Origin of the sequence: Dokdonia sp. R86516 (assembly GCF_044596715.1) — a bacterium.
In the GTDB taxonomy this organism is placed as follows: Bacteria; Bacteroidota; Bacteroidia; order Flavobacteriales; family Flavobacteriaceae; genus Dokdonia.
In genome coordinates, this window is the sequence record NZ_CP138998.1 from 3315607 (window position 1) to 3330189 (window position 14583).

Genomic DNA, 14583 nt, shown 5'->3' on the forward strand with positions numbered 1-14583 from the left:
CAGTTATTTACATTGCGATTTTGTATTAGTTTTAACACTAATTAACAGATATTCGATATCTATTAAAATTTATTAACTAACAAATCAAATATGTTTAAACTCACGTTAACTATTTTAGGTCTATTAATTGGTGTGACCTCATTTTCTCAAGTTACTGTTACAGGTACTGTGACAGATAAAAACAACGTTCCCATCTCTGGTGCAAACGTCATTGAAAAAGGAACTTCAAATGGTGCTATCACAGATTTTGATGGTAATTACAATATTACAGTTCAAAGCAACGGTACTTTAGAAATAAGCTACTTAGGCTTTGATACCAAGCGCGTAGCTGTAAATGGACAATCATCTATTAATGTTACCCTTGAAGAAGGCGTAGGCCTTGGTGAAGTGGTACTTGTAGGATCAAGAACTGCACCTAGAAGTCAGGTAGACACGGCTGTACCTGTAGATGTAGTATCTGCCAAAGAGCTACAAACTACTGGTCAAGTAACCTTTGACAAAGCGTTACAGTATAAGATACCATCATTTAATACCGTACAAACTCCTGTAAATGATGCAACTTCTCTTCTAGATCCATATGAAATCAGAAATATGGGTCCTTCTAGAACATTAATATTAGTTAATGGTAAAAGAAAAAACCTAAGTGCACTTCTTTATACTCAAACTTCTCCAGGACGTGGAGAGACGGGTGCAGATATTTCTGCAATCCCTACAGATGCAATCAAGCGCGTTGAAATATTACGTGATGGTGCATCTGCACAATATGGTTCTGATGCAATAGCTGGTGTAATGAACGTTATTTTAAAAGATAATGACAATCAAGGATCGGCAACGCTAAGAACTGGGATTACTTCTGAGGGTGATGGTGAGATGGTAGGAATCAGTGTGAACAATGGAAACACAATTGGCGATGACAAAGGGTTTATCAATTATACTGTAGACTTCTCTAAAGTAAATCTTGCAAATAGACCAGGTAAAGTGGATGCTGCTGGTGAATTTGGAGACTTTTTTGATGATGAAGCCGCTGTTCCAATCACTTTAGGTGAGGTAGAGGAGTTTTTATCTCGTAATCCAGATGCAAATAACATTAACGGATCACCAGAGACGGCATCTTCTAAATTTCTAGTAAATGGAGGTTTTGACCTAAGTGATAATACTGAGTTGTATTTCAATACCGCTTATGTCTATAAAAAGGTTAACAGTTTTGCAAATTATAGAACTCCATATTGGAGAACTATTACAGACTTCCCTTATTTAGCCGATTTCTTTCCTGGTGATAACCCTAATAATCCAGGTGGTTATGATGGTTATGTACCTACGTTTGAAGGTCTTCTTAACGATTATAATGGTACGATTGGAATTAGAACTAGCATTAATGAATGGAATGTGGACGCTAGTTACACTACCGGAGGAAACACACAAACATACCGTGTAAGTGACTCTCACAATAGAAACGTTGTATTCTCCCCATCTGTTTTTGTTGATGCAAACGGGAATGGAACTGTAGATGATGGTGAAATTACTGAAGGATCTCAATTATACAGAGAAAATAGCGCACGCCAATTTGATCCAGGTGGAACAAAATTTACTCATAATGTAGGTAACATTGATATCTCTAGAGTACTTTCAGACAAAGTAAGTATTGGATTTGGTGCTGAGTTTAGAAATGAGGTATTTGAGGTAATTGAAGGAAAGCTTGATTCTTATGATGGTGGTGGAGCAGATTCTTTTGCAGGTAACAGCCCTGAAAACTCTGGAAAATTCAACCGTTACAACTTTGGAGGGTATTTCTCTTTAGATTATGACGTTACTGATGCTTTCTTATTAAGCGGAACAGTTAGAACAGAAAATTACTCTGATTTTGGTAATACATTTGTTTATAAATTTAGCTCACGCTATAAGCTTACAGACAATCTCACAGTAAGAGGTTCATTATCTACTGGATTTAGAGCACCTACATTACACCAGATTTATACACAAAAAGCACAATATAGCTTTATCCCAGGTCAAGGTATTCAAGTGGGAGGTTTAGTAAATAACGTGTCTACACAAGCCCAATTATTAGGAATTGATGAACTAGATGCAGAGACATCAAATAACTTCACCATTGGTTTTGGTGGTAAACTAGCAAACAATTTTACGTTTACAGTAGATTATTACAACATTGCTGTAAAAGATCGTATCGTTTTAGGATCTGAAATTACAGGAACTGAATTTGATGATGACGGTAATAATATAGGTACTACTCCACTAGATGATATTCTAAGAGACAATAACTTGAGTGATGTAAGTTTCTTTTCTAATGCTATTGATACAAGAACTTCTGGACTTGACGTTGTTATTAGTAAAAGAAATATTGAGCTAGGTAACGGTAAGCTTGGACTTAATCTATCTGGTAATTATACAATTACAAATGAGCGTGATGGTGCTGTAAAAAATCCACAGCTTGTAGAGGATTCTGGACAATCTGTAGTAAATGCTACACAAGAAGCTTTATTCTTTACCTCTAGACCTAGAACTAAGTGGATTTTAGGTGGTAATTATGATATCGGGAAGTTTGCTTTCTCTTTAAACAACACATATTTTGGTAAAACTACATTTAAACAACAAGGACTTGATGACAACCTACGCACAGAGTTTATCCCTAAGATTGTTACAGATCTTGGTATCAACTATAACGTAACTGAAAAGATCACACTTGCCCTTAACGTAAACAACCTATTGAATGTATTACCAGAGTGGGAATTTAAAGCAGAAAATGCAGCAGGATCAGCTATTTTAGCAGATGCAGCAGCAACGCAAAACCAATCTAATTTAATAACTTTCAACCAGCGCTATTCTCAAATGACGTATGACGGTTATCACTTTAGCCAGTTAGGTACGATGTTTAACTTATCTCTTAACTACCAGTTCTAAGGAGCTGATTACTTCATAAAAGCCTCTCTATATTTATGTATAGAGAGGCTTTTTTTATGAAATTATACAATCCTTTGTAATCTTTGCCGTACAATTACGTTTAACTATATTTACAGTAAGTCACATTAAACCCTCATAATTAATGAAAAACGTAGCACTCCTATCACTTTTACTTCTTGCCTTTTTAAGTTCTTGTGATGATGACCTTGATGATAATTTAATACCAGCAGAAAATATTGAAATCTCAGACTTTGTATATCGAGGGTTAAATTATTGGTCACTGTACAAAGAAGACGTTCCAGAACTAGCAAATGACTTTTTTGAGAATGACGCCGCTAGATTTGACTACTTAAGTCAGTTCTCATCGCCAGAAGCAGCCTTTGATGCGCTCACATCTACAAGAGATCGTTTTAGTATATTAAGAGATGACTATGTTGCTCTTGAAAACTCTCTTGCAGGTATACGTACTTCTTCTGGATTAAATATTTCTTTACTTATTATGCCTAATGATCCTACTACCGCTTTTGGTATTGTGCGCTATGTAGTAAATGACAGCCCTGCAGATCTTGCAGGAGCAGAGCGAGGAATGATATTTACACTAGTTGATGGGCAACCTCTCGCAAGTGCTGATGGACAAGCAATAGATGGAAGTACAAACTTTAATAGCTTTTTTGCTCCAGAAAGTTACACTATAGGTCTCGCGACATATGATGGAACAGACTTTACTGTAACAGGAGAAGAGATTGTAATTAATAAAACAGAACTCACTATAAACCCTGTTCATACGGTAAACGTACTGAGCGTGGGAGGTAACGAAATAGGATATCTACACTACACAGGTTTTACAAATGAATTTGATAGCGAACTAAACGCTGCCTTTGCGCAATTTCAAAGTGCGGGTGTTACAGATCTTGTTCTTGACTTAAGATATAATGGAGGCGGATCTATTGAAAGTGCAAACGATCTTTCTACTATGATAACTGGACAGTTTAATGGTGAAGAATTCATAACCCAAGAGTATAATGCAGATAGAAATCAAGCAAATGAATTCGTAAGAAGATTTAATAACAATCTTGGCTCTGGAGATGATGGACCAGCCATAAATAGCTTAGGCTTAACCAGAGTTTTTGTTCTTACAACAGGTAGAAGTGCAAGTGCGAGCGAACTGATATTAAGCGGTCTTGATCCTTACATTGAGGTAATTCAAATAGGAACTAATACCGTAGGTAAATTTGAAGGTTCATTTTTATTATATGATGCCCCTGCACCTAATTTCCGTCGTTCAGAAGCAAACCCTAATCATCGTTATGTAATGTTGCCATTAGTATTAAAATCTGTAAATGCAGATGGATTAACAGACTACTTTGATGGTTTTACACCAGATGTACTAATTGCCGAAGATTTTGAAAACTTTGGACAACTAGGAGAACAAGGAGAACCATTATTAGATGCTGCTATAGACGTTATTCTTAATGGTAGAAGTAGTACGAACTACAATACTAATATTCAGCGCTCTATTTACGATTCAGAACAAGAAGATCCATTATATCAACGTATGATGGTAGATCGTATCGATTTATAAATAGTAATTAAAGAGTAATAAAAAAGGGGTAACATATAGTATAGTTACCCCTTTTTTAATATAGTTCATTAGAGCAATGAATACTATTCATTAAAATAGATATTTTCTGGTATAACACCTGCTGTAAGTGTATTAACCAAAGTTCCAGTTGTAAGGTCATAAACTTCAACAGAACCATTACTTGCAAAATCTCCTGCATTTGTACCTATTAATTCATTCCCTCTTACAATCATATTAAATAATGATAATCCAGTTAATTCTGGAGTCGTAGGTATTTCAAAGTCCGTGGTAGAAGAAACAAAAACCTCTCCATTTAAATAGTAATAAAGATTTTGGCCTTCTATATTAATAGAGTTAGGATGATCTGTAACTCCAAAATCAAATGAAGCAGATACTGTATTTGTAGTTGTATTAATTACAGATAGACTTCCTGCAGTCTCTGTGCCTGTAAATGATGGAGAACCTCCAGCAAGTACCCATAAATTCCCTGAGCTATCTAACTCTAATCCATTTGGTGCATCACCTACTTCTATTGTTGTAACCACAGTATCTGTAGCAGGATCAATCACTGTAACAATATCATTTACACCAAAACCACCTTGATTTGTAACGTAAAGATAAGTTCCATTATAAAGTATTTCTTCAGGTCCTTCTTCTACTGCGATAGTGGTAGAGATTGTATTAGTGGCTAGATCTATAACAGCAATGTAATCATCTGTTGCATCTGTTCCATCTCCCCAGTTTGTTATATACCCTTTCCCATTTGCACTTGCAAAAAATCTTGGATTAGATAAGCCTGTTTCAATACGATCAATTTCTTCAAAGGTAAACCTATTTACTACCGTAAGTCTATTCCCAACATTTGCAACTACATAGGCATTATTCTCTGTAAACCCTATAGATTGCACAATGTTACCTAGGTTATCGTCATTTACAGTCTGATAAATATCATTTTCGATAGCACTAAATCCTTCATCGATAAACGACACTGTACCAAAACCATTATTAAAAGGTCCCTGATTAGTCACTAAAAATCCATTCTCATAAGCCTCATCTTCTACTTCTACTTCTATAATTGGCTCTGTAAAGTCATCATCACTTTCACAAGAAAAGGCAAATAGCGATACTACGGATAATAAATAAATTGTTTTTTTCATAATTGTGTTTAAAAGGTATACGTTGTTTGTATTAAAAAGTTGCGCCCAGGATTAGGCCTAAAAGCGACCGTTTGGTAATTTGTATTCAAGACATTATTTATTTGTGTGGATAATATCATTTTATGATTTCCACTCTTAAAAAGTTCCGCAGTTAAGCCTGCATTTGCAACAAAAGAACCTTCTACTGTTGATGTATTATCTGTTGTAGTAAAAACACTTCCATTATAAATACCCTGCACATATGAACTAAGCCAACTATAATTATGACTCACACCAACAGTACCCTTATTTTTAGGCACATAAATAAGTTGTTTATTAGTTTCTGTGTTCTCTGCAATGGTATAAGCGTATGCTGCAGTAGCTGTAAATTGATGTTGTCCCAATTTCTTATCAAGTTTAAAAGACAATTCGGCTCCATAATGCTCCGTGTCTGCAATGTTTACGGGACTCCATATTCCTGCACTGTTAGGTTGCCATTTAATCAAATCGTCTGTATCTATATAAAAACCTCTTAAACCTAAAGAGACGTTGTTCTTACTTCTAGCAATCCCTAGCTCGGCTTGTTTACTTGTTTCTGGTTTAATATCTGGATTCCCAGTAGCTCTAGGTCCCGCCCAGTAGGTATCATTAAATGTAGGTACACGGTAATTGCGGGAAGCGTTGAATGAAACTTTATACGCTTTCGCGAAAGCGTAATCCAAACCAACCCCTAGTAAGAATGGACTACGATAATCTTCAACAACTTCCTGCCTTACCTGTATTTCATAACTTAATGCCGATAGCACTTGATGTTTCCATAAACCTACAGCAGCCGCGCTTGTTCTAGATGCCTTCTCAATAGAAGCTCCCGCTGCCGATATGGTGTTTATTTCTCCCAAAAACGTAAGTCTCTTGGACGAATCTATTTTTAAAGTTCCCTCATAGTTTGCTAGGTAACGAGCGGCTTTGCCTAAATCATTAAGGACTGACTCATTGTTTGCAAAATATCTGAATTGCTCATAAATATGAGCTAGTCTTAAAGTTCCATCATATCGCTTGCTTAGATTTTCCCAAGCTACTAAGGTTCTCGTGTTGCGATCCTCATAAGCATCATTAGAGGGTGCGGTTAGGGTACCAGAAAAATTACGATCGCCTACGTATGTGTTATGATGTAATTTTAAAATTTGAGTATTATCTCCATCACTTGATAATAGGTAGCCAGCATTGAGATTGAGATCTAGATTCTCATATTGACCGTTAGCATTGAACAAATTATCTGTATCCAGATAGTCAAAATCATTTTCAGACTGCTGGAAATCGGCTCCTACGTCCACATAAAATTTGTCTGTAGAAAATCTTGTTTTTGCATGTGCTACCTGTGTATCAAAACTTCCATAACCCGCAGAGATAATAGTCTCAGCACGTTTGTAGAACTGGATTTCATTATTAAGGTGGACGCTCCCTCCTATTGCTCCTGAACCATAAATGATGCTTCCACCGCCTGCACGCACGTCAAGATTATCGTAATTATTAGTGGAGATGGTATTAAAATCGGTTTGACCTGTGAGCTGACTGTTTATATTGATACCATTCCACACTACGGCTGTTTGAGAAGCATTTGTCCCTCTAAAAGACGCCGAAGAAACACCTCCAGGACCATTTTCTCTAAAATATATACTTGTATTATTCTTCAAAACATCTGTAAGAGATGTTCTAGATTGCCGCAATATACTATCAGATACTTTTTGAATTGCAATCCCCACGCTGTGCTCTCGTAACTTTACGTCACTCAATATCACCTCAGGTAAAACTTGAAGTGTATCTACCTGTCCAACAGACGCGTGTGCATACAGCATCACTGCAATAAAAAGGAAAATATGTCTCATTACCTACCGCCTCTTTACCCGAGAGTCGCTTGATTTTAATTAAAAATTGTGGCAGGTCTCCTGGCTTGCTTTTGTTACACCTTCCCATCACAACACCTTGTGACAGTGGCTTTGTAGTAGTAACAAACCCATAAAGGGCTTAGCTTACAGTTGCGGGAACAGCTTCCGTTTTTAACGGAATTCCCTATTAATCCTCCGTGCTCGTGTAGCACATTAGAACCAAAATTCGGCACAAATATACACAACTATGTTTCAGTCTATCTATAAATATTTAAAAACTAATCACAAGCTCAAGTCGGTCATTTGTAATCTTAAATGAGCGCTTGTCGCATTGATTATTTTAATGCTACTTTTGACAGATGAAGAATACTACCCTATTTCTAGTTACTTTATTATCACTTTTCATTTCATGTAAAGAGAAGTTAAAAGAGGTTAAAAACAGCGATGGCCAAGGCACTTCATTGTCTATAGATTATGCAAATGGATTCTCTATAAAACAATACTCAAATCATACAATTATAACAGTTACAGAAGCATTTCCTGGAGCGCAAAAGGAGTTTAAATATGCACTAATACCGAGAGATTCTTCTGGAAATAACACAGATGAAGAGCAGTTTAACGTATTAGAACAAACGCTTAAATCACAGGGTGTAGATGCCATTCTAAAAACACCGTTAAACACTGTTGTCGTTACTTCCACCACACATATCCCTTCGTTAGAAATGCTGGGTGTAGCAGAGACGCTAAAAGGTTTTCCTAACCTTGATTATATCTCTAGTCCGCTTTCGCGAAAGCGTATTGCAAACAAAGAAATTATTGACCTTGGTCAAAATGAATCACTCAATACAGAACTCACTATCGAGCTGCGTCCAGAAGCAATTATAAGCTTTGGTGTAGAGGGAGAAAACAAGTCGCTTAACAGTGTAGAACGAGCTGGAATTCCTGTACTATATAATGGAGATTGGGTAGAGAAAGACCCACTAGGAAAAGCAGAATGGATTAAGTTTTTTGGCGCACTTTATGGCAAAGAGCGCGAGGCAGATAGCATTTTTAATTACATAGAAACCAACTACAACCTATTAAAAGAGCAAATAGCGGCTATAGAAAATAAGCCAACAGTTTTAAGTGGAGGTATGTTTAAAGATATCTGGTATCTACCTAAGGGTGACAGCTGGCAGGCAAAAGTACTTGAAGATGCTGGCGGTAATTACTTGTGGTCTGAGACCGAGGGAGCTGGAAGTATCGCACTAAGTATAGAATCTGTGCTAGAAAAAGGACAGCAAGCCGACTTCTGGATAGCACCAGGACAGTACACGAGTTATGCTAAGCTTGCGAGTGATAATCCTGCTTATGCTCAGTTTGACGCATTTAAAAACAAGAAAGTTTACACATTTGCAAAATATAAAGGAGAAACTGGCGGATTGTTATATTATGAGCTAGCACCTAACAGACCTGATTTAGTATTGCGAGATCTTGCCAAAATCTTACATCCAGAAATGATCACAGAGGCATTTACTTTTTTTGACACACTAGATGAATAACACGAGCCTTACATTTCTCATTCTTACGCTAGTGTTGCTGGTATGTGTACTAGCAAATCTAAGTCTAGGATCTGTTGCTATACCTATACAGGATGTTATTGCGAGCCTTGTAGGTTCTGAGGTTTCAAAATCTTCTTGGGAATATATCATTGTAGACTACAGATTACCTAAAGCTATCACTGCAATTATTGCCGGATCTGGACTTGCGGTATCTGGATTGCTTATGCAAACACTTTTCCGTAATCCGCTGGCAGGTCCTTTTGTATTAGGTATTAGTAGTGGAGCAAGTTTAGGGGTTGCATTATACATTCTGGGAGGTACCGCTCTCGGGCTTTCTACAGCAATTCTTTCTGGTAAATGGGGTCTTATTATCGCCGCAAGCGCAGGTAGTTTTCTGGTATTACTCATGGTTATAGGAGTGGCCACTCGTGTAAAAGATACGATGGCATTACTCATTATAGGTCTCATGGTGGGTAGCCTCACTAGTGCCGTAGTGAGCGTTCTGGCTTACTTCAGTAAAGCCGAGGAGTTACAACGTTTTGTCTTTTGGTCGTTTGGAAGTCTTGGTGATTTATCATGGAATGGCGTTGGGATTTTGGCACTTTGCTTTGCCGCAGGATTAGTTTTATCCATCACAAGTATAAAATCACTCGACAGCTTTTTACTTGGCGATGCTTATGCAAGAACTTTAGGCACTAGATTCTCACGTTCAAGATTACTTATTATCATCGCAACTAGCCTACTAGCTGGTAGTATCACTGCCTTTGCAGGTCCTATTGCTTTTATTGGGCTTGCAGTTCCGCATCTTATTCGTCAGGTGATAAAAACCACAAGACACGTTATATTATTACCAGCGGTAATCATGGGAGGCGCCATTTTAATGCTTATTTGTGACACGATTGCGCAAGTACCTTTTAGCGAATTTACACTTCCCATCAACGCAATTTCTGCAATGGTAGGAGCTCCTGTTGTAATTTGGTTATTAGTGCGTAAAAAGAAATTACTTTTCTAGATGAATAATCCGAGCTCACATAGCATTTTACAAACTACAGATCTTTCTATAGGCTATCTGGCATCACCAGTAAATACTGTCATTGCTAGCGAAATAAACCTAGATATAAACAAAGGAGAACTCGTAGGTATTGTGGGTATTAACGGCGCAGGAAAGTCCACATTACTTCGCACATTATCTGGATTACAACCTATTGTGAGTGGTGAGGTTACGCTTTCGCGAAAGCAAATAAAAACCATTTCTCCATCCCTACTCGCACAACAATTGAGTGTAGTGCTTACTAACCAACCTATCTCAAAAAATCTATCTGTTGCCGAACTTGTAGCCTTAGGAAGACAACCCTACACAAACTGGCTAGGAACCATTTCTGATACTGATAGAGAAGTAATTATCAAAGCACTTAAAAACACGGAGACCTTCGACCTAAAGGATAAAAAATGCTACGAGCTTAGTGATGGTCAACTACAGCGTGTTTTAATTGCACGAGCACTAGCACAAGATACAGATGTGATTTTACTTGATGAACCCATGACTCATCTTGACTTACATCACAAAGCTTCGTTATTAAAACTGCTTACTTCTATTGCTCATGAGCATGGTAAAACAATATTATTTTCCACACATGATATCCCATATGCGCTAAATGCTTGTGACAAAATGATAGTCATGAAAAGTGGTACAACGCACTTTAACACGCCTTCTAGATTGGTAAGTGATGGAGTTTTTGACACATTGTTTCCTTCTGAGCATGTGGGATTTGATAAAGAAAAGGGTATCTTTTTTTTAAAACCGTAATTAGATAAATCACAATCTTTCTGTCAAGATAATATCACAAGCTTTTGTTGAAAAAGCAAAGTAGTAAACCGAGTGTATGTTTGCTACTTCTCCTATCTTTATAGCATATTTCCAAATATTAGGAATTACTATCAAAAATAAAATCAATGACTGATAAAATACAGTGCCCTAATTGTGCTCACAACTTTGACGTAGAAGAGGCGTTATCAGGAAAATTACAGGCGCAATTTAAAGCGCAATATGAGCGCAAAGTAGCCGAACAAGCTGAAAAATTCAATGCAGAACGTGCAAAGCTTGAAAAGGAAGTAGCACTCTTTGAAGAAAAGAAGGAGCGTGAAAATGAGCTTTTTAAGGCAAAATTAGAGCAGCGCCTAGTCAAAGAGCAGGAAAAAATTGAAAAGTCAACTCAAGAAGCTTTTGAGCAGCAATTAAAATCACTACAGTCTGAAAATGAAAAGCGTAAGGAAGAAAACCGCGCATTAAAATCGGCTGAGATAGATTTACTAAAACGTGAAAACCAGCTAAAAGAGCAAGCAGAAGAGTTACAACTCACTATGCAAAAGCAGCTTCTAGAAAGTCAAAAAGCCATAGAAGACAAAGCTCGCGCCAAAGAACGTGAAGCTATGTTTCTTAAAGAAAAGGAATTTGAAAAAAAGCTGAACGATCAAAAAAAGCTTATTGATGAGATGAAGCGCAAGGCAGAGCAAGGAAGCATGCAAATGCAAGGAGAAGTGCAAGAACTTGCACTCGAAGAGCTACTCGCGCACTCCTACCCTTTTGATAATATTACGGAAGTAGGTAAAGGAATACGAGGTGCAGACTGTATTCAAAATGTAATGAATAGACTCCAGCAGTCATGTGGCTCTATCGTTTATGAAAGTAAACGTACCAAGAATTTCTCAAACGACTGGATAGAAAAACTTAAGCAAGACCAAGTACAATGTAAGGCAGATATTGCTGTTATTGTTACAGAAACATTTCCTAGTGATATGGACCGTTTTGGGGAGAAAGATGGTGTATGGATTTGTGGATTTCATGAGGTAAAAAGCGTCTCATTTGTTCTTAGGGAAATGCTCATTAAAACGCAATCTGTAAAATCATCTGATGAGAATAAAGGAGATAAAATGGAACTTCTTTATGGCTACCTCACCAGTAATGAGTTTGTGCAAAATATAAAGCGTATTGTTGAGAATTACGATGGTATGATCAATCAGCTCAACTCTGAGAAAAAGGCAATGCACAGGATTTGGGCTTCCCGAGAGAAACAAATCTGGGTGGTGCAAGAAAATATTTCGGCGTTATTTGGCTCTATCAAGGGAATTGCTGGTAATGCACTTGAGACCTCTGCCGTACTGGATTTACCAGACACACAAATTGATTAAATAGTATAAAGTTATCCTTTAAAATACGTTTTACCTTTTAGTAATATGGACAATACACTCCTTCTTATTATCACTAGTTGCATAGGCCTCCTCGTGGGTGGATTTTTGGGTTTTTACATTGAAAATCTTAAGAAGAAAGGACAGTTCATTAGTTTACAGGAACGGCTGGATAACGAGCAAGAAAAGGTAGTTGAGGGTAAGACCGCTTTCGCGAAAGCGCAACAAGAAAACACCCAGCTTAGACAAGAAAATAGCAATCAACTTCAAAAGTTACGACTTGAAAGTGACAAGCAAATAGCTTACATAAGAGAGGAAAAGGATCAATTTCAAAATGAGCTCACAGCACGCAACGTTGCCTATGAGAATCTCAAACTCCGTATGGACGAGAAAACGAAAGAGCTTGAGCAACTCCAAGAAAAATTTACCAAGGATTTTGAAATTATAGCTAATAAAATACTTGACGAAAAGTCAAATAAATTCACCTTACAGAACCAGAAGAATATAGACAGTATATTAAAGCCACTTCAAGAAAAGATAGAAAAATTTGAACTCAAAGTAGAGTCTACTAACAAGGAAGCAATACACAGGAGCTCTGCTTTACACGAGCAAATAAAAGGTCTTACCGCTCTAAATGAGCAAATGACAAAGGAGGCAAATAATCTAACCAAGGCACTCAAAGGAGACAGTAAAATGCAAGGCAACTGGGGTAAACTTGTGCTAGAAAGAGTCCTTGAAAAATCTGGTCTAGAAAAAGATAGAGAATACTTTATACAGCAGAGCTTTACAACAGAAGAAGGTAACCGAGTATTACCAGATGTGGTAATACACCTTCCTGATAACAAAAAAATGATTGTAGATAGTAAAGTCTCGCTGCGTGCTTATGAGCGATTTGTAAATGAGGAAGAATTACATCTACGTGACACGCATTTAAAAGATCATGTAGTTGCTCTAAAACGTCACATACAACAGCTCAGTGATAAAAATTACCACGATCTTTACCAGATTGAAAGTCCAGATTTTGTATTACTTTTCATCCCGATTGAGCCAGCATTTGCAGTTGCAATTAATTATGATAATCAATTATACAATCAGGCATTTGAAAAGAATATTGTGATAGTCACTCCATCTACGCTCTTAGCCACATTACGCACTATAGACTCTATGTGGAATAATGAGAAACAACAACAAAATGCGCTAGAGATTGCGAGGCAAGCAGGAGGATTATATGATAAATTTCATGGCTTAGTGACCGATCTAACTGCTGTAGGTAAAAAAATGGACGATGCTAAGGCAGGATATTCAGCAGCAATGAATAAACTTGTAGAAGGAAACGGAAACCTAATTACACGCGTTGAAAAACTAAGAAAAATGGGAGCAAAAGCAAAGAAGCAACTTCCAGAAAACATCGTTAACCGCGCTATTGCGAGTGATGACGATATAACTTTAATCGAATAAATCAATTATGAAAAAAATATTATTTGTAGTGTTAACCACCATATTTCTTATGGCTGCCGGATGGTTTGCATTTATATACTACGTGCCTTATAGTAAAGGAACTCGCGCTGGCGAACTCATAAAGTTTTCAAATAAAGGAGTAGTGTTTAAAACTTGGGAAGGGGAAATAAGCCAAGGTATAAGTGGTGCACAAATATTTAGTTTCTCGGTATTAGACCAAGAAAAAGAAGCTATTGAAGCACTTCAAGAATATCAAGGTCAATATGTAAAGCTTGAATATATAGAGCGGTTTGGAACGTTTTCCTTTTGGGGAGATTCAAAATACTTTGTCACAAAAGTAGTACCGGAACAATCGCCACATTTCAATAGACAATAAAAAAAGCCGCAATTTGCGGCTTTTTTTATGAGTATGATTTAGTGCTAATTTTTAACTAGTCTCTTAGTAGTGGTCCGTTTACCATCTGTAAAAGAAACAATATAGATACCCGCCTGTAGTGTCGTAATATCCAAATAATCATCATTTCCAGTGATGTTTTTGTCCAACATCGGATCTCCCAAAATATTATAGACAACAACCTTTAATTTATTTTTCCCATCATTAGAGATTTGAACTTTATCTATCGCGGGATTAGGGTAAATAGAAACCTCTTCTGCTAGTGAAGTCTGATCTTTACTATCACCTTTATAGTCATTATTTTGAGCCATAATCGATCCTACAGAAAGGAAAAAGAAGCTCAATAAGAGTAATTTTTTAATCATCAATGGGGGAAATTAATTGAATGTGTTTACAATATAAGATTGATTTTTTAAAAAATTCATGTTTGAAAGAATAAACCTACAATTATATTACAATAGCACGTTAAAGCGCATATTTTTTA

11 protein-coding genes and 1 riboswitch are annotated in these 14583 nt (G+C 36.9%); of the genes, 8 read left to right on the forward strand and 3 right to left on the reverse strand.

All coding sequences use genetic code 11. From position 1 onward, the window contains the following. Positions 1-90 precede the first annotated feature (90 nt). Both SJY23_RS14850 and SJY23_RS14855 read left to right on the forward strand, forming a co-directional pair. Positions 91-2916, forward strand: coding sequence for a TonB-dependent receptor domain-containing protein (locus tag SJY23_RS14850; protein WP_396596955.1), 2826 nt, complete (start codon positions 91-93; stop codon positions 2914-2916). 142 nt (positions 2917-3058) lie between these two features. Next, positions 3059-4498 carry a S41 family peptidase gene (locus tag SJY23_RS14855; protein ID WP_035336394.1) on the forward strand — a complete coding sequence of 480 codons (1440 nt, stop codon included), beginning with the start codon at positions 3059-3061 and terminating at the stop codon, positions 4496-4498. An 83-nt stretch (positions 4499-4581) separates the two neighbouring features. Here SJY23_RS14855 and SJY23_RS14860 read toward each other — a convergent pair whose 3' ends face one another. Beyond that, on the reverse strand, positions 4582-5655 hold the full coding sequence (locus tag SJY23_RS14860) for a YncE family protein (RefSeq protein WP_396596956.1): 1074 nt from the start codon (positions 5653-5655) through the stop codon (positions 4582-4584). An 8-nt stretch (positions 5656-5663) separates the two neighbouring features. Continuing rightward, positions 5664-7520, reverse strand: a complete 1857-nt coding sequence (locus SJY23_RS14865; protein ID WP_396596957.1) for a TonB-dependent receptor — start codon at positions 7518-7520, stop codon at positions 5664-5666. Positions 7521-7552: 32 nt separating this feature from the next. Next, positions 7553-7759: riboswitch (cobalamin riboswitch) on the reverse strand. Between the two features lie 120 nt (positions 7760-7879). On the opposite strand from SJY23_RS14865, the gene SJY23_RS14870 reads away from it, so the two are divergent. The 6 genes from SJY23_RS14870 to SJY23_RS14895 all read left to right on the forward strand — a co-directional run bounded on the left by SJY23_RS14870 (position 7880) and on the right by SJY23_RS14895 (position 14081). Further along, positions 7880-9061 carry an ABC transporter substrate-binding protein gene (locus SJY23_RS14870; protein WP_396596958.1) on the forward strand — a complete coding sequence of 394 codons (1182 nt, stop codon included), beginning with the start codon at positions 7880-7882 and terminating at the stop codon, positions 9059-9061. Then, on the forward strand, positions 9054-10073 hold the full coding sequence (locus SJY23_RS14875) for an iron chelate uptake ABC transporter family permease subunit (RefSeq protein WP_396596959.1): 1020 nt from the start codon (positions 9054-9056) through the stop codon (positions 10071-10073). The genes SJY23_RS14870 and SJY23_RS14875 overlap by 8 nt, the downstream gene beginning before the upstream one ends. Further along, complete coding sequence (locus SJY23_RS14880) at positions 10074-10868, forward strand: ABC transporter ATP-binding protein (protein ID WP_396596960.1); 795 nt, start codon at positions 10074-10076, stop codon at positions 10866-10868. A 146-nt stretch (positions 10869-11014) separates the two neighbouring features. Then, complete coding sequence (locus tag SJY23_RS14885; protein WP_035336386.1) at positions 11015-12250, forward strand: DUF2130 domain-containing protein; 1236 nt, start codon at positions 11015-11017, stop codon at positions 12248-12250. Between the two features lie 45 nt (positions 12251-12295). Next, the gene (gene rmuC / locus SJY23_RS14890; RefSeq protein WP_396596961.1) at positions 12296-13705 is read left to right on the forward strand and encodes a DNA recombination protein RmuC; all 1410 of its coding nucleotides are present in this window, start codon (positions 12296-12298) and stop codon (positions 13703-13705) included. 7 nt (positions 13706-13712) lie between these two features. After that, positions 13713-14081: a hypothetical protein gene (locus tag SJY23_RS14895; protein ID WP_035336382.1), complete on the forward strand. Its 369-nt coding sequence runs from the start codon at positions 13713-13715 to the stop codon at positions 14079-14081. Between the two features lie 44 nt (positions 14082-14125). Here the strand turns inward: SJY23_RS14895 and SJY23_RS14900 are convergent, their stop codons facing one another. After that, on the reverse strand, positions 14126-14464 hold the full coding sequence (locus SJY23_RS14900) for a T9SS type A sorting domain-containing protein (protein ID WP_396596962.1): 339 nt from the start codon (positions 14462-14464) through the stop codon (positions 14126-14128). Positions 14465-14583: the final 119 nt, after the last annotated feature.